Source organism: Aliiroseovarius lamellibrachiae (assembly GCF_018599245.1).
GTDB classification, from domain to species: Bacteria; Pseudomonadota; Alphaproteobacteria; order Rhodobacterales; family Rhodobacteraceae; genus Aliiroseovarius; species Aliiroseovarius lamellibrachiae.
In genome coordinates this window covers 1-22,744 of the sequence record NZ_JAHEVJ010000004.1, presented here as the reverse complement: position 1 = coordinate 22,744, position 22,744 = coordinate 1, and the positions used below count along the sequence as shown (strand labels likewise).

Here is a 22,744-nt window from a genome sequence, read left to right as displayed (position 1 = left end):
CTTGTGACAATGCGAAGATCGCAGAGATGACGCATTAACCGCCCCATCATCCATCCTCCAAATGTAATAAAATACCGAGCGACAAGAAAATCACTGCAATCGGAGGTGTCCATGCGGCCAACATCACCGGGATCTGGCCGTTTTCCCCGAGGATCTGTGCAAAGTTTCGAATGAAATAGGCACCAAAGCCGAGCAAAAGCGCAAACATGATCATCATACCGGTACGGCCAAAACGTGTGTGACGCATTGTGAAACCTGCACCAACCAACACCATGGCCACCAAAAAGAACGGCGTGGCAAGTTCGATTTGCAACCAGACTTGGTGGGCACGCGCCGAAAACCCAGCCTCTTCGAGCTGATCAATAAAGGCGGGCAGATCCCAAATTGAGATATCAGTGGGTTTTCCCAAACTGTCGCGAATTTGGTCTTCGGTCAGGTTCGACGCAATCCAATATGCCGGATGGGTTAAGGCTTCGGACTCGGGGTTGTCCGCTTTCCCCAGATCCCAGACCTTTGCGGACCGTAACGCCCAGCGTCCGGGTTGCAACGTGGCCAATGCGGCCCTTATGCGCATTGTTGGGGTGCCTTTGAGTGAAAACGAGTAGAATGTCACATCTCTAAGGCGCGTGCCCCCTAGGTCAGAAGAGGCGGCGTGAATAACGATTTGCCCGTCTTCGTTGCCCTGTCGCAACCAAACACCCTCTTTTGAAATCGAGGATACCGATGCGGAAGATCCTTTATATTGCGCGGCCAATCGTTCGTATTTTTTTGATGTCGCCGCGGCAATCGGATTGCCCACCGCCAGCAAGACCACACCTAATAAAAACACAGTCAGAGCGGGGGATATCAGGGTGATCAAAGCGGATCGCCCCGCCGCGCGCGTGACCACCATCTCAGAGCTGCGCGACAGGCTGAGGAACATCCAGATGGTGGAAAGGATCACAACCAAAGGAATAATCCGGTAGATCCACATCGGCATGTGAAGCAGGGTCAGCTCTATAATGTCGGGTATCCCGATTTGTGCGGCATCAAATTTGCGCATGCTCTCAACCATGTCGAGCAAGACGAAAATCAACCCAAGAACCATAAGCATCGCGGCGAAAGAAAACAGAAAGCGGCGAGCAATGTAGAAATGCAATTTCATGAGGAGCCCCCGCTGGCCATGTGTCGTGCAAAACGACGTCGGCGCCGGACGTCAAATGGCGAAGGGCGGGTCGCGAGCCAAAGCACCAAGATATTAAATACGGCCCCAGCGCATGTGGCGACATAAACAAGCGGCAATTCCTTGTCACTTTGCCGTGCCAGATCCAACATTGTATTGTCCAAGGATTGTAACGTCGCAACAACGGCGATGGCGATAATCACCTGACGCCACATACCAAAGCGGCTAAAGCCCGCGACGATCAACATTGAAAACCCTGCCATAGCGGCCACAATCACATAAAATGCTTGGGCATTGCGGAAATGAGCCTCGGCACGAAGTGCAGGGCGCGTAAGACCCGTTTCCTTTAGCACGGCGTCGCTGGGATCAAGGAGTTCGGGCGTGTAAATCTGACTGACGGTTCGATTCCCCGCAATTGGTCCCGTTAATAGCGCAGATACGTCATAGGTGAATTCATCAAACCCGGTTGTGGTCAAGCGACCGTCGGTGGATAGAACTTGCGCCAAACCATCAAACATTAACAGGCGTGGGCCATCATCAGTGCGCAAAATCAAAGCCCGTTCCGCGGAATAGGTCAGATGCGCGCCGCCATCGCCTTTTCCCCGTTCATCCGATAAAAACAGATCCAGCAGTTCCCCGTCAGAGGTGATTTCGCGGATATAAAGCGTGATGCCTTCGGACGGGTGCACAAAGCTTCCTTCGGTCAGAAAACGCGCGGTGACATTTTCCGCGATCTCAGCCTGACGTTCTGCAAAACGAAGTTGGCTCATTGGCACAAGGATATGTGTCAGGATCAGCATGAAAACCGCAGCAATGACGCCAAAGATCAAAACCGGGCGGGCAAGCCGAAAGGGCCCAAACCCTGTGGCCTGTGCCACCACCAATTCGCTTTCTGAACTCAGGCGGTTGGTGACCGTGACCGTGGCGGTAAAGGCGGCAATAGGAAGCACAAAGACGATCACACTGGGCAGAATCATCGCGGAAAATTCAAGGAAGACCAGGGCGGTTTCACCCGAGGCGATGATCTGATCAAACAGCTTTACCGCGCGATTGATCCAGAACAGCAATACCAGTACCAGCCCGGCAAAACCGAACTGCAACAACAGCTGCGCAAGGATATAGCGGTCGAATCTGGCCACGAGCCCCCCGGTTAGCCACAACATCTTGTGTGTTTCTAGCCGATTGGGCCGCAGGGGAAAACTGCTATCTGGCGTTTCGGGCCGCCTAAGGCTACGAATGGCAAAAGATCGCCGTAAATCGCCGTAAAAGGACTTCTCATGCCGACCCCCATTACCCCCCGTTTTATCGAAACCAATCTGGATGCCATCGCCACACATGAGGGCCGGATTGTTGTGATCCTGTCTGAACCGGGCAAGCTGGATCCGGGCGCGCGCCGTGTAAACAAACTGATGCGCGGAGCGCTGTTGCGGTTTGCGGAAAGCGACGCCTTTTCCAAGATGAAAGAAGGGGATGTGGCGGATTTGGCCTATCCCACGGGGCTTGCCGCGGATGCCGTTCAGGTTCTTCGCCTGTCCAAGCAAGCCAAAGGGGCCGCTTTGCGAAAAGCCGGCGGTCAGATTGGTAAGTCATTGCTTGGAAAAGATATCTTGATCCTCGCAGGCAATCGCCGCTTCACCAGCGAGCTTGCAATGGGGGCCGCATTGCGCGCCTATGAGTTTGTGGATCATATGTCAAAAGAAGCCCAAGAGGGCGGCGCGCTGACCGTCATGATGACCAACGCGCATGAGATCGAAGCGGAAGCCGAAACGATTGCGGCGATGGTGGACGGTGTGTTTTTCACCCGTGATCTGGTCAATGAACCCTCCAACGTGCTGACAACGGTTGAGTTCGCGGATCGTCTTGTCGCACTTGGTGAATTGGGCGTGGACGTGACTGTGCTCGATGAACCAGAGCTTGAAAAACTTGGGATGCGCGCGCTGTTGGGGGTGGGCATGGGGTCAGAAACCCCGTCCAAAGTTGTGGTTATGAAATGGAACGGTGGTGAAACAGACGCGGCCCCCTTGGCGTTGATCGGCAAAGGTGTGGTGTTTGACACCGGTGGCATCAGCCTGAAACCCGCCGCTGGCATGGAAGACATGACCATGGATATGGGCGGTGCGGGCACGGTTGCGGGCACCATGAAGGCGCTGGCGCTGCGCAAAGCCAAGGCCAATGTTGTCGCCGTGGTTGGGCTGGTTGAAAACATGCCTGATGGTCGTGCGCAACGCCCGGGCGACATTGTGAAATCCATGAAGGGGGACACGATTGAGGTGATCAACACAGACGCCGAAGGGCGCCTCGTGCTGTGCGATATCATGTGGTACGCGCAAGAAACCTTTAAGCCTATGGGCATGATTGATCTTGCCACCCTGACGGGCGCCATTATCATCGGGTTGGGCAATGAGAACACGGGCGTCTTTTCAAACGACGATCAGCTCTGCAACGCCTTTCTGAAAGCCGCGCAAACCGAAAACGAAGGCGCGTGGCGCTTGCCATTGGGTGAGGCGTATGACGCGCTGATCAAATCCAACAAAGCCGACATGAAAAACGTGGGCGGCCGGGCCGCCGGTTCCATCACAGCTGCACAGTTTTTGCAGCGGTTTGTGAAAGACGGCACACCGTGGATCCACTTGGATATCGCCGGCACAGCCCAGACGGCTGGCGAAACTGCGCTTGCGCCCAAAGGGGCCACGGGTTGGGGTGTTTTGGCGCTGAGCCGTTTGGTTTCAGACTTGTTTGAGGGCTGAGCGTGACGGAAGCGGCGGATAAAAAGTCAGGTGGAGAAGTTTTCTTCTATCACATGACCCGTTCGCCGCTTGAGGCGACATTGCCGGTGTTATTGTCGAGATCACTCGAAAATGACTGGCGGGTTTTGGTGCGCGGCACCAACATGCAGCGGCTGCGCTGGCTGGATGAAAAGCTGTGGCAAGAGCCTGAAGATGGGTTCTTGCCGCACGCGGTGTCTGGTGGTTCTCATGACGCTGACCAGCCTGTTTTGTTGACCGCTGACGCGACGATAGCGAATGGTGCAAATGCGCTGATTTCCATTGATGGGGCTGATGTTTCAGACATTGAGATGTCTGGGATGGAGCGGGTTTCCATCATGTTCGACGGGAATGACCCTGATGCTGTTGCGCACGCACGACGGCAGTGGAAAGCCGTTGTTGCCGCGGGATGTGCCGCAAAATACTGGTCGCAGGAAAACGGCCCGTGGGAGATGAAGGCGCAGTCTTAAGTTGCTGAGTTTTAAAGGTACTATTGAGTTTTACCGTGTTAAGATCATCTCTTTTTGCCCAATTTCTATTTTGGTAAATCTTTGAAGATAGGTGTTGCCCAGCAAGGATTGAGACATTTCTCCTTCGTTCACCCACACTTCCAAATTGAAATCCATTATGTCTTCGATCTCGACCCGTGCGATGCGGGCAGGCGCCGTGCGGGTTTGGCCATTGGCGGTCATCGCCCGACCAAAGAACCGCAACGCGGACAGATCAATACCTGCGCGCTCGGCGTCTTTTTTGGTCAAAACGACATTGCTTGCGCCGGTATCAATCACAAAATCTACGGGTTTTCCGTTTAGCATTAATTGTGCGTAAAAATGCCCGTCGTAGGCGCGCGGAAGGGTGATTTGGCCAGTTTCGCTCATATATGTCTGGCGCGGAGATATGTCATTTTTCACATTTTGCCATAGTCCAACAACGGCCAAAGCACCAACAAAGATAAAAATCCAGATCAGAGCATGGCGTAAGGTTTGGCCAAGTGAAAACCTGTTTTCCGAAATAAAATAGCCAGCAACCGCCACCAAAAGCAGCGCAAGATAGGCCATTTGTCCGATCATATCACTGGTCATAAAATCCTCCGCCAACAATATATAGGGCGTCAAATAAGATTGTCATGGGCGCAAGGACAGCGATAGGGGCAAGGTGTCGCGTTAGCCAACCACGCCAAAATCCTTTAAACCATCCAGCACAAATTGCACGGCGAGGGCGGCCAAAAGCATTCCCAACACGCGCGTCAGCACCGTGACACCGGTTTCTTTTAAGAAGCGTTCCAATAAGGTTGCGGAGAAAAACAGCGCCAATGTGATCAAGAGCACGGTGAACATCGCAGCCAAGGCCAATACGGTGCCGGACAATCCATCCCCTTGACCGGACAAAAGAATAATCGTTGCAATGGCACCCGGCCCAGCCATCAAGGGCATCGCCAAGGGGAAAACCGAGGGGTCTTCTTCGGCGTCAACCTTGGTTTCTGTCTGATCTTTTCGCCGTTTGCTACGTCTCTCAAACAGCATATCAAGCGCAGTCAGCAGCAATAAAATTCCGCCCGAGATGCGAAAAGCGGCCATTGATATTCCAAGAAAGCCCAGCACATTTTCACCGAGAAAGGCAAAAAGGGTCAACAACAGACCCGCAACGAGCGCTGCGCGCAATGCGATCACACGCCGCTGCTGTCTGTTCATTCCTTGTGTCAGCGCCAAAAACAACGGCGTCAGCCCGATGGGGTCCATCACAACAAACAACGTGACAAAGGCTGGAATGAAAAATTGCGGATCCAAGGTTAACGTCCTGCTTTCTCGAGTTTTTCCTGTGCCTTCAGCCAAAGCTCTTCGGCGCGGTCCATTGCATCCATGACCTCGGAATACTTCTTTTGCCAAACGGCCATTTCATCGAGGCGCTCTTCCTCATAAAGCTCTGGATCTGCGAGTTTCTTCGCGAGCTTCTCGCTCATTTCATTCAGTTTTTCGACGCGGGCCTCGCATTTGCGGACCTCTGCGCGCAGGGCCAAAATGTCATCCCGCGAGGCCCGTTTGATCGGGGCTTTGGCTTTGGCTTTTTGTTTGCCCGCTGGCTTGTCGCGCTCTAACAACATGGCGCGATAGGTTTGAAGATCACCGTCATATGGGGTCACGCCGCCGTCTTTGACCAGCCACAAACGATCCGCCACCAGGCTGAGCAAATGCATGTCATGGCTGACCAGAATTACCGCACCACTATAGGCGGTCAGGGCTTCCACCAAAGCTTCACGGCTTTCGATGTCCAGGTGGTTGGTCGGCTCATCGAGGATCAACAAATGTGGGGCGTCGATGGTGGCCAGAAGCAAAGACAGGCGCGCTTTTTGCCCACCTGACAAACGCCCAACTTCTGTGTCGGCTTGGGCCGCGCCCAGCCCAAATCCCGCCAGCCGTGCCCGAATACGCGCTTGGCCTTCATGGCCGCGCAAACGGGTCAGGTGCTGGATTGGCGTTTCATCAACGTAAAGCTCATCCACTTGATGTTGCGCGAAAAAACCGATGCGCAGTTTACTGGACGTGACGAATTTCCCGCTTTTCTTTTCAAGCCGGCCAGACAGCAATTTCGCAAGCGTGGATTTGCCTTGACCGTTTTTCCCCAACAGGGCGATGCGGTCATCTTGGTCGATGCGCAGGTTGAGGTTCTTTAGAACGATGGTTTCGTCATACCCCACCGCGGCGGCTTCGGTTGCAATGATCGGCGGGGAAAGCTCTTCTGGCGTTGGAAAGGTGAAGACCACACGCGCGGCATCTTCCGGCGCCGTAATCGGGGTCATCTTTTCCAGCATTTTTACGCGACTTTGGGCCTGCTTTGCCTTGCTGGCCTTGGCTTTGAAACGATCAACAAAGCTTTGCAAATGCGCGCGCTGCAGATCTTGTTTCTTGGCGGCAGCGGCCTGAACCGCGCGTTTGGCGGCGCGCTGTTGCACAAACTGATCATAGGGACCGGTGTAATAGGTCAGCTTGCGTTCGTCCAAATGCAGGATCGCACCAACAGAACGGTTCAAAAGCTCGCGGTCGTGGGAAATGATCATCACAGTGTGCGGATATTTCACCAAATAGTTTTCCAGCCACAGCGCGCCTTCTAGATCGAGGTAGTTGGTCGGCTCATCCAGCAGCAAATAGTCAGGTTGTGAAAACAGCACCGCCGCCAAAGCCACACGCATACGCCAGCCGCCGGAAAAGGCGGAACAGGGCATCAATTGCTCGGGCTGATCAAAGCCAAGACCTTTCAGGATCGAGGCCGCGCGCGATTCCGCGCTCCAGGCGTCAATATCCGTCAGGCGGGTTTGCACCTCGGCGATGCGGTTTGGGTCTGTTGCGGTTTCCGCCTCGGCCATCAGGGCCGCGCGTTCCTTGTCGGCCGCCAAAACGGTGTCGATCAGCGACACTTCGTTGCTTGGCACCTCTTGCGCCACGCCGCCGATGCGGGCGCGGTCGGGCAGGGTGATGGACCCGCCTTCAAGCACCAGTTCGCCGCGGATCAGCTTGAACAACGTGGTTTTACCCGCGCCATTGCGCCCGATAAGACCCACTTTGTGCCCGGTTGGAATGGTCGCGCTGGCCCCTTCAAAAAGGGGACGGCCTTCGACGGCGTAGGAGATGTTGGAAATCTTAAGCATGCCCCTCATGTGCCTGAGTGAAGCGGGGGCGTCAATCACTGCTTTTCAAACGCGTCTTGCCTTGTTTCGGGGGCCATGTTACGGGGGCGACAAATGACACTGAAACGACTTGGCCGGTGGGATCATCCTGTCCGGCATAGCTTTAAATGAGGACCGACATGGCCGTTCAACGCACTTTCTCGATCATCAAACCAGATGCCACCAAACGCAACCTGACCGGCAAAATTGCTGCGAAGTTTGAAGAAGCTGGCCTGCGCATCGTTGCCTCCAAGCGCATCCAACTGACATTGGCGCAAGCTCAACAGTTCTACGGCGTACATTCTGAGCGTCCTTTCTTTGGCGAACTGTGCGAATTCATGATCTCTGAGCCGATTGTTGTTCAGGTTCTCGAAGGTGAAGACGCGATTGCGAAAAACCGCGAAGTGATGGGCGCAACCAACCCAGCAGATGCGGCCGAAGGCACCATCCGTAAAGAATTCGCCCTGTCGATTGGCGAAAACTCGGTTCACGGTTCAGACGCACCTGAAACCGCAGCAGAAGAGATTGCCTTCTTCTTCTCGGGTCTTGAACTGGTCGGCTAAATCGCCGCAGTAACCCGACGTATTAAAGGTCCGGTCCCATTGGGGTCGGGCCTTTTTTTGTGCCGTACGGTCACACCTCAAATCTGTTGCACAAACTGTGTCACCGTGTAGCGTTTTGAAAAAGGGAGAGTTTCATGAGCAAAGTGGCAATTGTAACCGGTGCGGCGCGCGGGATCGGCCTTGCAACCTGCAAGCAGTTTTTGGCGGATGGCTGGCGCGTGGCGATGGTGGACCGCGACGAAAAGGCCTTGGACGCTGCTGTTTCTGAAACCGGTGGCTTGCGGGTTCTGGCCGATGTGTCACAGCCAGAACACGTTGATCGCATGATCGCCGAGGTTCAACAGGACTATGGTCAAGTCGATGCTTTGGTCAATAACGCCGGTGTGGCCGAGTTTGGGCCGATTGAAGAGTGTGACTTTGCAATGTGGCGCCGGGTGATGGACACCAATCTGGATGGCATTTTCCTGTGCACGCGTGCTGCAATGGCCGAGCTGAAAAAGAGCAAGGGGGTGATCGTAAATATCGCCTCCATCTCGGGGCTTCGCGCGTCCACGTTGCGCGTGGCGTACGGCACATCAAAGGCCGCTGTGATCCAATTGACAAAACAGCAAGCTGCAGAGCTGGGTGAACACGGCGTGCGCGCAAATTGCGTGTGTCCGGGGCCGGTGCGCACCAAGCTAGCGATGGCCGTCCACAGCCCGGAAATCATCGCGTCTTATCACGATGCAATTCCGTTAAATCGGTATGGCTCCGAGGAGGAGCTGGCAAATGTGATTACATTTCTGTGCTCTGACAAAGCCAGTTATGTCACGGGACAGGTGATCGCGGCAGACGGCGGTTTTGAAAGCACGGGGGTAGGTTTGCCAGCGCTGCGAAGCGGGGATTAACGCTGCGGCAAAATCCCGATCTCATTAAAGATTTTTGCCAATGGATCAGAGGCTTGGACGTTGGGCGCAACTTTTTCTTTGATGGTATCAAAGCGACGGCGCAACGCTTCTTTTTCTTTGCCTTTGCAGTCGTTCCAAGGGCGACCCTGCAGCCCCATGACCATGGCGTAATACCCAATGAAATGGGGCTTGCTACCGGCCAAAAGAAGCTTTTCATAGGCCGCATCTGGGCCAAGCTCTCTTAACTGCGCGGCGGTGTGAATCCCCGCACGCGAAAAGCTTTCATCAGAGGCCGGTCCAAGATTTCGAATGCTTGAAACGGGATGATCTGATTGGTCTAAGGTCGATACAGGAGCCATCCCACAGTTTAACCCGCCTGGATGGCCGCGCAAAGTCAGAATTTGGCCTATTTAGATGCTGGCCCAATCTGAAAAGAGATATGGTTGATCCTTTGGTGCCTCTTTTGGGGACGCGCGTTTCTGCGAAGGGGAGGGGTCAGCCTTATGAAACCGCCTTTGTGGCGCCGCTTCACTGGTCGTCGTTTTACTAATCTTTGCCATTTTGTGCCTCTTTCGATCCCCAGGCTTTGATGACGAATTGGTTAACGATGCATGTGAATAAAGGCACTAAAGCGGGCATATTGTGGCGAAAATGTGGCAGGTATTTAGATGTGCCAATACAACAAACACCGAACGTAGATAAGTGTTTGAATTCTATTTGTATTGGCTCCGGCGGTAGGGGCGTTAGCCTCTTCCTGGGGTCCTTTAATTTCTTAGAAGTTTTCGCAACCGACTTCGGCGATGACTCCGCATGTGCACCCAGAAGTGCCACAATGTGGAGTCCCGTGCAACAAGTCAGTTGTTCCATTGCGACAACCTGCATCCCTCGAATTTGTCGCCGACACATTCAATGCGAGAAATGGAGACATATAACGTTTATCACGATCCATCTGATCCAGATCGTTGCGTTCAGCTGGGCCTTTCAGGGATTGGACCTGATGTGGATTGCCGGGGTGTATGTCTATAACGGGTCTGTCACCGATCAGAATGGTGCGCTGATTGCCGAGTTCCGGGGAATTTCCCGCAGTTTGCCGTCACGGGATTAGTAATAGTCTCTCTGTTTGCGGACATTGCGCCTGAACGCAGCTAACGACCGCTCGCGGCCCTTTCTGTCAGGTTCCGACAGCGAAACCGTGCTTGTCTGCGTTGGGAATGCATCGTTTATGCCGGGACTGCGCCATGAGCCCCGGCTATTCAATTGGGGAATTAAACGACCGAGGTCAGGAGAATATCCGCTTCACGGATGGCAGCCAGCTTGTCATCCAGGGCGACCTTGGCCGCTTTGAATTGCTTCCAGCGATAAGCGAGGTTCACATATTCGACGACTTTCTGATCCTGCTCCCAAACGAGATCCACATCCTGCGAGAGGGCCGCATCCCCTTTGCCTTTGCGGATTTCATTGAGGGTCGCGCGGATTTGCTCCCCCATGAGCTCGATCAGATCTGCATCAACCGCCTTAAAGCCCGTCCGATCCTGAAGTGCGTGTAGGGCTTCGAGAATGACGGATTTGCTCGTGCCTCTGGGGACCAAGCTACCGCCCAACCACTCTTCTGCCAGAAACCTGCCCAGACGAAGTGTTTCCAGTGTCATCTCGTGCACTTCACGTTCGATTTCGATATGCATTGATATCTCCTTTGGTTTTGAAACTGCAGATTGCAGCCTCTCAAGACGCCAGATCCGAGGAGTGCGGATCCGGCGGGGCTCGTTTGGCAGATCAAGCTGCCAAACGATGGCTCAACACAGAACTTAATTCAGCGTCATCGAGCTTGTGCATTTCACATTCGAGCTCATCACAGAGGACGCAGATGTCTTCGACGACTGGTGAAGTAGGGTCGAGATCTGCAAAGCAGGCCGCTTCAACGGTGTCGCTGTGGTGCACGTTTTGAAGAGTCAACAGCGAATGAAAATCGAGCAATTGACGGCCGAGGCGACGTGTCATCACGGGTGAGGATGCAATCTCATCCAAAAGTAATTGCGCTTTACGCAGTGCAGGCTGCCCGCCGAGTAGATAGGCAGTGTTTTGCACGGCTTCGGAATGTGAGGCCATGAACGCACGCATGCTGGTCATGGTGTCGTTGGAAAGGTCGAACATATTCGTTCTCCTGTGCAGCGCCCTTTGCGATGGTGCTGAGGGCTTCAAGCGCGACTTGTGATGATGATGCTCCTTTCACTTGCGCGGTTTCTGTTTTGAGAGGCTGCTTTCTCTCAGTTAATGATGTTCTTTCCGGTGCTGTGGTTCATTTCGGAGTGTTCTCACGCAAGGGAACACTCCGAAATGAATCATCGGCGTCCGGTCCTATTTTCCTTTATTCGATGCTAAACATGCGTTCGACATTAGTGGCGGCGACATCAAGTAACGACTTGTTGGTCAAGGCCGATCAAAATCACAAATTCAGAGAGTATTTTAATTTTGCCCCGTCAGTTCTTAAAGAGCGGTGCAAGCGTCTCCTCGCCAAGGAAAGGGCCCTCCACAACGCGTAGATGGCTTTCCGGAATTCCGAGTTCCAGTTGAAAAACCTCTCTCGGGCGGGATGGATAAGGGTCGATGATAGTGACACGTGGAACAGAGCTGCGCTGCACGAAAGCGTTCGTGAATAGATCCAGGCTCTTCAGGTCAGTTCTTGGGAAAGAATACCCGATTACGAGGACTTCTTCGCAGGCTTGAAGTGCATCTCCGGCCTGCTGCCAGAGCTTTTCAAATAAAGTTCCAAAGAACTGATAGCTTTTTTCCTTCACCGGCGGGATGATCAACGGCATAGAAGGAAGGCCGTCTTTTTCTGCTTTACCCTCCGGCATCCAAGGCATCCGAGGCTGGAATTTGAGAATTGAATGCCCTTCTGGGGCCGCGCGCCCCGGAACATTTGTCAGGTTTGGCGGATAATATCCATAAGTAAGGGGAGCGTAGCCTTCCATATAGCGTCCTGCATGTGTCGGGTAGGGGCGAGTGGCATGCTCGTAGACAAACAGGGACTCTGCCGGTAGCGCGTGAGTTAGGACCAGTTCCTCTCCCTCGTATATCGGGTGGGCGGTCAGCCAATTCACCGAACCATGGAGCTTAATTAGTTTGTTGGATGAATGGCAGTCTTTGGGGCTGCCCCATTCGTCGCGGAACACACTATGTGGAATAACGCCATAACCACTATCAACTGACCAATCTGTAGTTTCAATCAGCGCGCGCTCCATAAGCGTATCCCAATTGAAAGTCACGATGACGTCATCTGGCCTCAGCGATGTCGCGAGATCAATGTGGCTCTTCGAGACCGGACCATTCGCGATCTCGTTCAAGGTAGTCGCGAAGAGGAACATCAATTGGTTGTAGGGTCTTGAGAAGATGATCCGGTCGAGATCTTCTGCATTCTTTTCGACGCTGGCCAATTTGGTGGCGATCTCGCTGTGTATTTCCTCAATGTCCACGCCAGCAGCGAGATAATCATCCGTGTCCATGATACCTTTCTGTGACTGCAGGTAGTGGATCAGCCCATCTCGCAGCACCCAAGGGTTGGCTGCAGCATCCAACTCAAAGAATGTCGGGAAAAAGTCCTTTGCGATTGGCATTCTTTGGCCGGTCGGTGAGGCGCCATAGCTCTTTGAAGCGCCCGCTCCAAGTAAGATCACTCGCATATTTAAGCCTTTTATTCGGTGGCCTTAATCAGTAGGCCCAACTGCTCAGAATTTTCGGAGTTATAGATATATTGGTCCAGCAGGGATTGTTAGGTGAGAGTTGCGTTGGACGGCCCAAAGAGTAGGAGATTGACGTCACAAACAACTTGCTCCGTTGTGTTAAAGCTTGCCTGGTGAATAGACTATTTGTTTGAATAACCAATTTAGAGGCATGGCGCAAAGGCACTTGCCTTCAATTGCCGTATTGATCTCGCTTCGAACCTTCGCTGTGCTTCACTTGTGAAGCCCATTCGTATCTGGATTTCGACGCAGTATCCGGCCTCATGAAAGCCCACAAACATGATACCAGCACCCAATTTCAGTTTTTGTCTTTCCAACCAAACGTCTTTCGACGACTTTCGAGAATTAACGAAATTTCAAAGACGTTGAACACGCTATCAGTTTTTCGTCAGGTTTGTCTATCGAAGTGCTCTCAACCTGCCAGATGTTACCCCTGAAGGGATTTTTCGATGTCTGCCAAGTTCTTGAGGGCCTCAATCCTGCGATACCGATCTGCGTTTACCTCATAGAACTGCTTACTGGTTGCGTGCGCGTGTCCGACGAGTGCCTGTGCAACCTTCGCATCAAGGTCATCGTCGAGGGTGCAGTAATCATAGATCAACGTCCGCACGATATGCGCGCTGTGGCCTGTGCGTTCGGTCATATTGCGGCGCAACCATTCACGCCCATAGCATTTCCAATCGCGTGCCGGATTGGCAAAGAGAGCGGTGCCCGCACGTTGATCGTAGATCTTCCAGAGATATGCCGGATCCGTATCCATCAATAGAACCGTATCGAGGAATGGTGTCAGGCAATCCGCCAGCCGCCCATCTATGCGGGTGCCGGTTTTGGACGTTTGTAAGTCTACGAACCATCCTTCGCTATCGCGGCTGAACTCCCGACCTACATTTCCCTCACGGAGATCTTTTGCGCGGATTTGCAGCTTGCACAGAAGTGCAATTGCGCCAGCCAAAGTGTAGTCGCGCCGACGATTACGGAGATCCTCCTCCAATGGCGCCTGCTCCAGGAGCTTGCTCGCCGTTTTTGCGAGGTCGACCAGGTCAATCGGCACCTGGGCCAGCTTGATTTCCTTGCGCTTTAGATCGCCTTTGGACGCCGCCTTGAGTGCCCAATGGGTCTCCAGCAAGGCGTCCCCGATCTCGGCAGGATATCCAGCTCGCTTGGCGAAATATCCCAAGAACTCGCAATAGCCAGCAGCGGAGGTGGTCTTCAGATCACCTGACACCAAATCTTCAGCGAAGGCCGTTGCGGTTTCCATGGTGAGCTCAGGCTCCAACCCGCGCTGCTTTGCAGAGCGGATCAGGCGTCTGATGGCACACCCCATCACCTTGATACGCGACACCGAATAGCCACCAAGCTTCTTCGGTTTGCGGCTGATCACCTTCATTTGCGACAAAAAGGGTTCTGGTAGCTCGCCGTATGCTGGCTTGTGTTGCACTCCCTTGGCGGTGCTACGTCTCTTGCGTTGAGCAGTCTGAAGGATCAGAGTATCCGGGTTTCCCGGATCAATCGCCGTCATAAACGCTGCCAGCTTACGGAGGTTGCCTGGGTCTGCGCGAAACGTCATGGCATGTTCCAATGACAAGTGTGTCACTTGATTGCGGTGGCGCAACCAGCGGTCTGCCAAGCGAAGTTCCCGGGCGCTGATACCTCCTTCAATAGCCAACGGCAAGATCGCGCGATACGGCGTCCAATGAGGTGCACGAAGGACCAGCTCCACCGGTCGACGATCTGAAGCGCCACTACTCAAAGCCCAATCCACGCCTTCACCCGTTTCATAAGCATAATGGCGCATCAACGTCTTGAAGCTTGAAACGGTATTGGGCGACCAGTTTCCGGCTTGCAGACGCTCAATCACCGCATCAGCGGTCTTTGCACATAGGGCAGCCGAAAGGCCATTCATCTGAGCTGTTTCGGCGAGACAGCGAAGGGCAGATGAGACATTTGCCCGGTTTTTTTGCAGCGTGGGCGCGGAATATGCGCGCCCCGTGTCGATGTCTTTCAGGAACCGCCGCATCTTGGGCGGCAGTTGATCTTCGCTCACATTGAACCTCATGGGCGCACCTTCCTTTCCAACTCAGCATTCACTGCTGCCATCCCGTCCATGCCGCGTTGCATCTGAGCGGCGACATCGAGGAAGGCGTAGACACGCGCTACGGTTTCAGGATGGTCGCCGAGAAGGGATGCAATCACGTTGATGTCAGCCCCCGGCTCATTCCATAGGATTGACGCAATCGCGTGACGCACCTGATGGAGGTTCATGTAGAAGTCCACCGATGCCGTGGCGAAGCGCCACGCTTTGTTCAGCCTTGCATAACCGGCGCCGCCCAGCAGCAATGTGGGATCGGGGTTTTGTAAACGGCTCATCAGCACGGGACGCGCAATCTTGAGCCACCATTCCAGGATTGCGCGCGGGTCAACTTTCCCACGACGAGAAATTTCGGCGGTGATGGAGTTCTTATTCTTGATGATTTCAGGTGGCAGCGCAAATTTCACAAATTTGGATTTTACAGGCAATGTCACATGCGCATCTGGCCCTTCCACGGTGAGCTGGATCGCGGTATCGGCGCGCACAGGCAGGAATGTCAGCACAGCCGCTGCGGCTGCGGCCAACGCCCAGTTTGCCGCCTGAGCTTTCTGGTTGTGTGGCAGGTCATCATAGCGGGTGATCAGGGGTGCTGCCTTTTCATGGAAAAGGCGCGCCAGGGAGAAAAACTTGGCTTTGCTATGATCTGAATTCATGAGGCGTCTGCAGAAGGCTTGATTGTCAGCTGTCATGCTGTCCCAATTCTCAAAATACGTGCCCTGAAAGAACTCTTTCTGCTCGGATTTCAGATCGGAGTTAAATCGACGCAGGAAGCGGAAGGTTCCCTCCAAGTTCTTGCGAACCGTCGTTTGCGCCAGAGGCTTCCAGTAGAAGTCACCTGCCACCTCGGCCTCAAAGGCGGCCAGAATGTGCCCCATCGTAGCGAATGTTACTGGATCAGGATCTTCACTGAGGTCGAGAAGGTCGAGTTCTACCATACAGGAGTAGAACCATTGCGCGGCTTCACGTGCATTCTTCACGGTTCCCTCGCTGCATGGATCTTTGCGCTTGTTCTTGAGCAACCCACTGTAGCGTTCACCTTCGCGCAACTCTGCTTGCATATCCGAGATCGCGCGCTCCAGTTTAGGCGGCAATGTCGGGGTAACCCGGCGGGCTGTGACCATCGGGATCTCCTCGATCTTCCCCGGCAGTAGGTCTTCCGGAAGGTCGTGATCCAGCTCCAGCAGTTTGTTGATGATCTTGGAGGCATTGCGCATGGCTGTCCGCTGGCTTGCAGTTGCGGATTGCATCCATGAATGGATCAGGCCCGCGGTAAGCTGATGCGGCTGGCGATTGTTTTCCCGCGCAAAGTTGCGCAACACCATCACCGCCACCAAATCAATCTGCTGAATGCCGGTGCCTTTATGCGTCCTACGGATAAGCTGCGAGGTTGCCTCCAGCAGCTGCGACCAGTCATCTTCCACATCTCGCAGAAGATCTCGCTCACGGCGCGTGCCAGACACGTGGTCCATGAGGCTCTTCACGTTCGAATGCCATGTCGAGAACTGCTTGAAGGTTTTGAAGCCTTCTGGCGCATCTTTGTTTTGCATATTCCTATGCCAGCGCTCGACGAAGGCGTCAGGATCGACGGGGATCCGTGAAATATCGCAATTGTAGCCGGGTAGACGTGCACATTTGTTTGCTGAACCGCGCACCTTGGCGGCATTCGCAGGTGAGTAAGGCAATTCGCCCGCGTCCAGGATTTCAACAGCCTGTTTTAAGTTCATTTGCATGAGTTCGCTCCTTGTTGTTTTTGTTTGCGAAACGGGCCACATGACCCTTCAAGAATGCTGTTGCTTGTCTGGGTTTGCTTGGATGCGACTTGAGGTCCTTTTTTCGAATTTCGGCACCCGAAACACGAAATGAGGAAAAGGACCGCAAAGAGTTGACAGGTGACACTCTGTGGGCGTTTGCCTCACTTTTTCCGGTTCGGTCCAAGACGCGATATTCGGGTTTTGGAACCTCAAAAGGCACTCAGAACCCCTCGGACAGCGAAAGGGTGAAACCGCACAGAGCCCCCAAGCCGGAGACTTGGCAGGACACCCTCGCGCGCCCAATTGCGGATGGTGGCTGGGGTGCAGTCGCACATCTTGGCGAGGTCAGTCGCCTTGGCGAGAGGTTCAAGAAGTTCGCGGTGCAATGCCGGATCCAACGCAGCGGTGTGCGGGATCCTCTCGATCCGCCAGACATCGAGCATACTGTATCGCGCACGCTTCCACGGCCCCGGAACAGGCAGCAGATGGTGCTCTCGTATGATCTTTCTAACGGTGTCGGCATCCAGCCGCCAGCGCGTCGCAACTTGCGACTGAGAAAGAGCTGGTAGATTTGATACGGAACGCGCTGCTGCGCGTAGTTTTGCCATGTTTTGCTTCATGACAAGGATGTGGGTCCGTTTTCCCAAAAGAGAAAAATCGACCGAAAGAAAACTCATAAGGGCGGATCATTCAAGTGGGGGAGGATCAGGAGGCCATGGCAACCGATTTATTCTAAATTGCGATGTCTTAATGCGCGAGAGCGCGCAGAGGAAATGGAGGCAAAATGATCAGCGGCTTAATTGTGGTTGATTTATACAATTAGCTCTCTGTTTCTTCTTGAAGGTTCAGTGACATAGTGTTCAACTTCAGCGAGTTTGTTAGTGGGTGGGTGCCCGTTGGATGTTTAAGCAATAACTGGATTTCAACATGAACGATTTGACCCCGACCAGAGTAATCTCAGTTCTTGAGGACGCTCGCCGAAAGCTACTTGAGACGGGAACTCGAAACCGTTTGATCCATGTGAACCGGAAAAACCAGCGCGCTAACTGCTTGAACCTCATCAATGAAAGATCTGATGACGTCTTCGAGCTTCTACGTTCGAAATCTCGACGAATGCGGTTCAAGGCGATGGGCTGGGATAAAGAAGTCGAAGATCCCGAACTCAGGTTTGAAGAAAAAGAAATTACTGAGGAGGTGTCGGCAGAACGCTACACGGATTTAATCCTCGAAACACCTCTCGGACCCGAAGCATTGCAGAAGCGGGTGCTCCGAATGGCCGGAGCGGCTAAGACCGCTGAAGAAGAGCAAGGTGTTAACATCCTGTTCTTGGCGTTAGGGTTTCTCAAATGGCGAGAAAGCGAAAACTCTGAGGTCGAACGCAACTCACCACTTATTCTTCTGCCCGTGGAATTGGTCCGGAACGAGCGCACATCGACCTACGATGTCCGCTGTCGAGAAGAGGATATCACGACAAACTTGCCTCTTCAGGAGCGCCTGAAACAAGATTACGGGATCGCGCTTCCCGAAATTGAAGAAGGTGAGGAGTGGAAACCTCATACCTATTTCGACTCAGTTCGCGATGTCATCGGATCTAAGCCAGGCTGGAGCGTGGAAGATGATGGGATGCAAATGGGTTTCTTTTCCTTTGCCAAGCTTCTCATGCACAGGGATTTGGCTCCGGAGAATTGGCCTGATGGAGAACTTGACGACAACCCATTGCTAAAGCAACTGATTGCTGAAGGGTTTGAATCTGATGGTGAATTGTTTGGAAAAGAAGACAAACTGGACGAAATCCTTGATCCTGCGGATATCATCCAAATTGTAGATGCAGACGCCTCTCAAACGAAGGTAATCGAGGAGGTGCGAAAAGGCGCAAGTCTTGTGGTCCAAGGTCCTCCGGGAACGGGCAAATCTCAAACGATTTCCAACATCATCGCAGCAGCAGTTCACGATGGAAAAAGGGTTTTATTTGTAGCAGAGAAAATGGCTGCCTTGTCGGTGGTGCATGAACGATTGGTGAAGTCCGGACTTCGAGATGTCTGCCTGGAACTTCATTCAAGGAGTTCAAACAAAAAGGCTCTTGCCCAAGAGCTTGGCCGAACTTTGATGGCAAGCCTAAGGGGGTCGTCAGCGGTCAATCAGGCTGATGAGCTTCGACACAAGCGGGACGAACTTAATCGGATTTCAAATCTGCTTCACACACCTATAGTTGCCGGTGAAGAGACTGCTTTTGGCGCAATTGCTGAGCTTTCAAGGTTTATCGGCCGCGAAGTTGAGCCCCCCAGGATCCCGGTTTCAGGTCTTGAGAAGATCGGACCTGACGTCCGCCGAGAAATATTGGGCGGGATTCATAGATTTGTTGTTTCCAGAGAGACTGTCGGATCTCCCGAACATCATCCATTTTTTGGGGTTCGATCGCTTAATCTCCAGCCAACAGATATCGCAAGGCTTCGAAATGAACTGAATGAAGCCGTTGCCGCTATCGAGGCGTGTTTGAACGATGCGACGAACATAGCAAAATCAATTGGAGTTGAGGCACCTTCGACGCTCGCTCAGGTTGATCGTATTTCGTCGTGTTTGGATAAGTTGGGCGAAGCCCCTGTTGGCTCAAAGCAGTTTTGCACCGCTTTGTTTGAACGAAGCTCTGAGCAACGGCTCACAGAGGCGCTTGCGGTGGGAGAGTCTTGGGCGGCAGCTCGCAAACATGGAGAGACCGATTTCAACTCCTCGGCTTGGGATGCGGAGCTAAGAGATTTGCGTTCTGCATTACTCAAAGGGAAAAATTCATTCTTTTCCAGACTGTTTGGCTCTTACCGCAAGGCATCTTCTGAGTTCGCCTCTTATCTGAATAATCAATTACCTAAAGCTCCTGACGAACGCCTCGCATTGCTCGACAAGCTTGCTGATATCCAAAGGCAGAGAGCGACGCTTGCCGAAGAAGAAAACTATCTATCGTCGTCCCTTGGAGAACACTGGAGGGGTGAGAGGACTTCATTCTCCGAATTGCAGACTGTTCAACGGTGGCTATCCAGTATTCACGAAACCAGTTTGTTTGCTTCGTCCAAAGAATTGGTTGAAGCACTGTCTTTATCGAGTTCGATCGACAAAAATGGCGAACAATTGCGGAAGGCCGCCGCCAAGGTTAACGATCTCCTTAGGATTCCACTCGATAGACTGAAGTTCGATCTTGAACAGATCTCGGAGTATTGGGACGATACCGATCATGTTGACCTGGAGCAGATTTTGCGAAGGTTCAAACGAATAGAAGCGGATCATGGAAGATACTCTGAATGGACCGCACTCGCCAACTCAACCCAAACTCTTGTAGATCGAGGAGCTGGCGATCTTGTCACTGCTGTCAATGACGGTCGTGTCGAAACAAAAAACGCCGAGGATGAGTTTCTTTACGCTTGTGCAGAAGCGCGATGGGCGGAAGCAAGAAGGTTAAAGCCAGAGCTCGAAGGATTGGCTGAGCTCGACCGTTCAGATCTTGTTGCTGCATTCAGCTCGCTGGACAGGAAGCGTATTGAAGACGCACGTTCGCTGATATTGGCACGCCATTCAGAACAGATTCCGAAGGGTAGTGTCGGACAGATGGGCATTATCCGCGGTGAAATTGGAAGAAAGCGTGGGCATAAACCTGTTCGTTGGATCATGAAGAACGCAGGGGAAATGGTCCAACGGATGAAACCTGTGTTTCTAATGAGTCCCATTTCAGTTGCTCAGTATCTAACGCCCGGATCATTGTCATTTGACCTTTTGGTTATTGATGAAGCATCGCAGATCCGACCCGAAGATGCTTTTGGAGTGATCGCAAGAGCCAAGCAAATCGTTGTGGTCGGTGACGAAAAACAGCTGCCACCAACATCATTCTTTGATCGCCTGGTTGATAGCGGCGATGAAGAAAGCGATGAAGCAGAAGAAACCTTTGGTGCAAGCGCAGCCGATATGGAAAGCATCCTAACAGCATGCTCAAGCCGAGGTATGAGGCAACGCATGCTGGAGTGGCACTATCGGTCAAGAGACCCTTCGTTGATCCGTATGTCGAATTCAGTCTTTTACGAGGGCAATCTTGTTCTTCCGCCGTCACCGCTTGAACACGATGATAACTATGGATTGAAATTCCACAGAGTGCCCGGCGTTTATTCACGCGGAAAATCTGGCCCTGGGCGAACGGGAACCAACAAGATTGAAGCACAAGCCGTTGTAGCGGAAATCGCAAAGCATGCCCGTGACTGGCCTGATCTCTCGCTCGGAGTTGTAGCGTTTTCCAAGTCTCAAGCGGATATGCTGACTGAAGTATTGGAGCACGCCCGAAGAAACGACCCGGTTCTGGATGGGTTCTTGAGGGAGGGCCAAAGGGAGGATGTCTTCGTCAAGAACATTGAAAATGTTCAGGGGGATGAGCGTGACGTCATCTTGATTTCGGTTGGGTATGGGCCAACCGAGCCGAACGGTCGCCTTCCGAGTATGTCTTTTGGACCGATCAACGGAGAAGGCGGAGAGCGGCGGTTAAATGTGCTTTTCACTCGGTCTCGTGTTCGCTGCTCCGTTTTTGCTTCGTTCAACCCAGGTGATATTGATCCTGCGCGGACAACGCGTGAAGGACCAAAGGTTCTGAAGAGATTTTTGGAGTATGCGAAGTCAGGCATTTTGGATGACCGTGCACCGACGGGCCTCGACGCGGACAGCCCCTTTGAAGAAGATGTGGCTCAGGTAATCAAAGGAATGGGTTACCTTGTTGACCCACAAGTTGGTTCGGCAGGATTTAGAATCGACTTGGGGGTTCGCCATCCGGATCAGCCTGGGCAATATATTGCGGCAGTAGAGTGTGACGGAGCCACTTACCACTCGGCTTTGTGGGCGCGTGAGAGAGATAGGTTGCGTCAAGATATTCTTGAGAACCTTGGTTGGGAGTTTCATCGCATATGGAGCACTGATTGGTTCTACCGTCGTGACGCTGAAATCGAGAGGCTGAGACTGGCTCTGACTAAAGCTTTGGAGAAAGCGGGGGCGGGTATCGCTGTGACTGGGGCAAATGATGGTCGACAGTTGTTAGAGGAAACAGCAGGTGCGGCAGGGGAAATTTCAGATCAAGAAGTGTTTGATGTTGAACAGATTTCCGTTACAGCACCGCTTTATGAACGCGCAGATTTGAACGTGAATACCAATGGATTGGAGCCACATGAGGCCCCCATTTCTCAATTGGTGAGGATCGTGACACAGATCGTTGAACGCGAAGGTCCCATACACGTTGAAGAGTTGGCGCGCCGAGTCTCTGCCTCGTTCGGACGAACAAGGGCAGGACGGCGTATCGTTGAAGTCACGAAACAGGCAGTTCAAACCGCAGAGAGAAATTCCGGCGGTGCATTGTTAAGTTCAGGGAGATTTCTTTTTACTAAGTCTCAGTCGGAAGTTCCCCCTGTGCGGGATCGCTCTGAAGAGACGGGAAATGTCGTAAAGGCCGCGTATCTTCCTCCTATGGAGATCAAAGCCGCATCGGAAAAGCTCACAGAAGAGTGTGGCTATATGGAAATGGATGATCTTGTTCGAGCTACGGCAAGGCTACTCGGCTTCAAGCGAGTAGGGGCGGATCTGAACAAGATCATAACCGACACTCTGACAGAAGGGCGTTGAGCACTTATGAGTTGAGGTAGAGGGGAAGACACCGGAAAATGCGAAGTTAGTTCTTGGGAGAGCTATTCGTGTATCATCGACTGCCCTTGCCAGTTTAGCCCTGATGAACACCAACATAGAAAAAAGCTCTTGGAGGAGCTTTTTTCTATGTTGGTGTTCTCAACGTGGGTGCAAAAGAAAAAACTGAAAAAAGGGATTCAAACCCCCTTATGGGCACGCAATTTGCGACCTTATGTCCTGTTCAGCAACTGGGAAAACCCCAGCGAGAACAAAAGGACCCAACATGCAAATGAAAGCCCAATCCAAGCCCGAGTTTATCTTCGAGCGTGCCAATGGCCATATCCCAAGCCGGGAGTGCAATTATGTGTAAGCGGTGCGCTGCCCCCACCTTCCAGACGACAAGCTGATCTGCGAGTCCGTTTCCACGTGTAGATTTGGAATGGAGGCGGCGTTGGTAGGACATATAGAGCACCATATGGAGGACATTGG

At 52.9% G+C, this 22,744-nt stretch carries 17 protein-coding genes; 5 read left to right on the top strand and 12 right to left on the bottom strand.

Annotation, left to right across the window (positions count from 1 at the left end):
- Positions 1–46: 46 nt before the first annotated feature.
- Together lptG and KKW20_RS07965 are read right to left on the bottom strand one after the other, a co-directional pair.
- Entirely contained in the window at positions 47–1,144 is a 1,098-nt protein-coding gene (gene lptG, locus KKW20_RS07970; RefSeq protein ID WP_214567359.1) for an LPS export ABC transporter permease LptG, read from the bottom strand.
- Positions 1,141–2,301 (bottom strand): LptF/LptG family permease, encoded by a 1,161-nt coding sequence (locus tag KKW20_RS07965; protein ID WP_214567358.1) that lies wholly within the window; start codon positions 2,299–2,301, stop codon positions 1,141–1,143. The genes lptG and KKW20_RS07965 overlap by 4 nt, the downstream gene beginning before the upstream one ends.
- Positions 2,302–2,439: 138 nt before the next feature.
- Here KKW20_RS07965 and KKW20_RS07960 point away from each other — a divergent pair, with 138 nt between their 5' ends.
- Both KKW20_RS07960 and KKW20_RS07955 read left to right on the top strand, forming a co-directional pair.
- On the top strand, positions 2,440–3,909 hold the full coding sequence (locus tag KKW20_RS07960; protein WP_214567357.1) for a leucyl aminopeptidase: 1,470 nt from the start codon (positions 2,440–2,442) through the stop codon (positions 3,907–3,909).
- A 2-nt stretch (positions 3,910–3,911) separates the two neighbouring features.
- Positions 3,912–4,397, top strand: a complete 486-nt coding sequence (locus KKW20_RS07955; protein WP_343207564.1) for a DNA polymerase III subunit chi — start codon at positions 3,912–3,914, stop codon at positions 4,395–4,397.
- Between the two features lie 30 nt (positions 4,398–4,427).
- On the opposite strand, the gene KKW20_RS07950 is transcribed toward KKW20_RS07955, so the two are convergent.
- The 3 genes from KKW20_RS07950 to KKW20_RS07940 all read right to left on the bottom strand — a co-directional run bounded on the left by KKW20_RS07950 (position 4,428) and on the right by KKW20_RS07940 (position 7,570).
- On the bottom strand, positions 4,428–5,009 hold the full coding sequence (locus KKW20_RS07950; RefSeq protein ID WP_214567355.1) for a retropepsin-like aspartic protease family protein: 582 nt from the start codon (positions 5,007–5,009) through the stop codon (positions 4,428–4,430).
- Between the two features lie 81 nt (positions 5,010–5,090).
- Positions 5,091–5,714, bottom strand: coding sequence for a MarC family protein (locus KKW20_RS07945; protein ID WP_214567354.1), 624 nt, complete (start codon positions 5,712–5,714; stop codon positions 5,091–5,093).
- A gap of 2 nt (positions 5,715–5,716) precedes the next feature.
- Positions 5,717–7,570, bottom strand: a complete 1,854-nt coding sequence (locus tag KKW20_RS07940; RefSeq protein ID WP_214567353.1) for an ABC-F family ATP-binding cassette domain-containing protein — start codon at positions 7,568–7,570, stop codon at positions 5,717–5,719.
- Positions 7,571–7,728: 158 nt separating this feature from the next.
- On the opposite strand from KKW20_RS07940, the gene ndk reads away from it, so the two are divergent.
- Together ndk and KKW20_RS07930 are read left to right on the top strand one after the other, a co-directional pair.
- Positions 7,729–8,151 (top strand): nucleoside-diphosphate kinase, encoded by a 423-nt coding sequence (ndk, locus tag KKW20_RS07935; protein ID WP_214567352.1) that lies wholly within the window; start codon positions 7,729–7,731, stop codon positions 8,149–8,151.
- A 134-nt stretch (positions 8,152–8,285) separates the two neighbouring features.
- Positions 8,286–9,038 carry an SDR family NAD(P)-dependent oxidoreductase gene (locus tag KKW20_RS07930; protein ID WP_214567351.1) on the top strand — a complete coding sequence of 251 codons (753 nt, stop codon included), beginning with the start codon at positions 8,286–8,288 and terminating at the stop codon, positions 9,036–9,038.
- Here the strand turns inward: KKW20_RS07930 and KKW20_RS07925 are convergent.
- The 7 genes from KKW20_RS07925 to KKW20_RS07895 all read right to left on the bottom strand — a co-directional run bounded on the left by KKW20_RS07925 (position 9,035) and on the right by KKW20_RS07895 (position 17,295).
- Positions 9,035–9,397: a TfoX/Sxy family DNA transformation protein gene (locus KKW20_RS07925; RefSeq protein WP_214567350.1), complete on the bottom strand. Its 363-nt coding sequence runs from the start codon at positions 9,395–9,397 to the stop codon at positions 9,035–9,037. The two genes, KKW20_RS07930 and KKW20_RS07925, sit on opposite strands and share 4 nt — an antisense overlap.
- Positions 9,398–10,303: 906 nt before the next feature.
- Positions 10,304–10,720: a hypothetical protein gene (locus KKW20_RS07920; protein WP_214567349.1), complete on the bottom strand. Its 417-nt coding sequence runs from the start codon at positions 10,718–10,720 to the stop codon at positions 10,304–10,306.
- Positions 10,721–10,811: 91 nt separating this feature from the next.
- Positions 10,812–11,189: a hypothetical protein gene (locus KKW20_RS07915; RefSeq protein WP_214567348.1), complete on the bottom strand. Its 378-nt coding sequence runs from the start codon at positions 11,187–11,189 to the stop codon at positions 10,812–10,814.
- A gap of 326 nt (positions 11,190–11,515) precedes the next feature.
- Complete coding sequence (locus tag KKW20_RS07910) at positions 11,516–12,718, bottom strand: SIR2 family protein (RefSeq protein WP_214567347.1); 1,203 nt, start codon at positions 12,716–12,718, stop codon at positions 11,516–11,518.
- 487 nt (positions 12,719–13,205) lie between these two features.
- Positions 13,206–14,834 carry a hypothetical protein gene (locus KKW20_RS07905; RefSeq protein ID WP_214567346.1) on the bottom strand — a complete coding sequence of 543 codons (1,629 nt, stop codon included), beginning with the start codon at positions 14,832–14,834 and terminating at the stop codon, positions 13,206–13,208.
- On the bottom strand, positions 14,831–16,597 hold the full coding sequence (locus tag KKW20_RS07900; protein WP_214567345.1) for a hypothetical protein: 1,767 nt from the start codon (positions 16,595–16,597) through the stop codon (positions 14,831–14,833). The genes KKW20_RS07905 and KKW20_RS07900 overlap by 4 nt, the downstream gene beginning before the upstream one ends.
- Before the next feature lie 230 nt (positions 16,598–16,827).
- Complete coding sequence (locus tag KKW20_RS07895; RefSeq protein ID WP_214567344.1) at positions 16,828–17,295, bottom strand: helix-turn-helix domain-containing protein; 468 nt, start codon at positions 17,293–17,295, stop codon at positions 16,828–16,830.
- Between the two features lie 250 nt (positions 17,296–17,545).
- On the opposite strand from KKW20_RS07895, the gene KKW20_RS07890 reads away from it, so the two are divergent.
- Positions 17,546–22,255, top strand: coding sequence for a DUF3320 domain-containing protein (locus KKW20_RS07890; RefSeq protein ID WP_214567343.1), 4,710 nt, complete (start codon positions 17,546–17,548; stop codon positions 22,253–22,255).
- Positions 22,256–22,744 lie beyond the last annotated feature (489 nt).

Bases quoted from the DNA above. Each gene is read 5' to 3' on its own strand.
- lptG (WP_214567359.1), bottom strand. From the start codon at position 1,144: ATGAAATTGCATTTCTACATTGCTCGCCGCTTTCTGTTTTCTTTCGCC.
- KKW20_RS07960 (WP_214567357.1), top strand. From the start codon at position 2,440: ATGCCGACCCCCATTACCCCCCGTTTTATCGAAACCAATCTGGATGCC.
- KKW20_RS07950 (WP_214567355.1), bottom strand. From the start codon at position 5,009: ATGACCAGTGATATGATCGGACAAATGGCCTATCTTGCGCTGCTTTTG.
- KKW20_RS07940 (WP_214567353.1), bottom strand. From the start codon at position 7,570: ATGCTTAAGATTTCCAACATCTCCTACGCCGTCGAAGGCCGTCCCCTT.
- ndk (WP_214567352.1), top strand. From the start codon at position 7,729: ATGGCCGTTCAACGCACTTTCTCGATCATCAAACCAGATGCCACCAAA.
- KKW20_RS07930 (WP_214567351.1), top strand. From the start codon at position 8,286: ATGAGCAAAGTGGCAATTGTAACCGGTGCGGCGCGCGGGATCGGCCTT.
- KKW20_RS07925 (WP_214567350.1), bottom strand. From the start codon at position 9,397: ATGGCTCCTGTATCGACCTTAGACCAATCAGATCATCCCGTTTCAAGC.
- KKW20_RS07920 (WP_214567349.1), bottom strand. From the start codon at position 10,720: ATGCATATCGAAATCGAACGTGAAGTGCACGAGATGACACTGGAAACA.
- KKW20_RS07915 (WP_214567348.1), bottom strand. From the start codon at position 11,189: ATGTTCGACCTTTCCAACGACACCATGACCAGCATGCGTGCGTTCATG.
- KKW20_RS07910 (WP_214567347.1), bottom strand. From the start codon at position 12,718: ATGCGAGTGATCTTACTTGGAGCGGGCGCTTCAAAGAGCTATGGCGCC.
- KKW20_RS07905 (WP_214567346.1), bottom strand. From the start codon at position 14,834: ATGAGGTTCAATGTGAGCGAAGATCAACTGCCGCCCAAGATGCGGCGG.
- KKW20_RS07900 (WP_214567345.1), bottom strand. From the start codon at position 16,597: ATGCAAATGAACTTAAAACAGGCTGTTGAAATCCTGGACGCGGGCGAA.
- KKW20_RS07895 (WP_214567344.1), bottom strand. From the start codon at position 17,295: ATGAGTTTTCTTTCGGTCGATTTTTCTCTTTTGGGAAAACGGACCCAC.
- KKW20_RS07890 (WP_214567343.1), top strand. From the start codon at position 17,546: ATGAACGATTTGACCCCGACCAGAGTAATCTCAGTTCTTGAGGACGCT.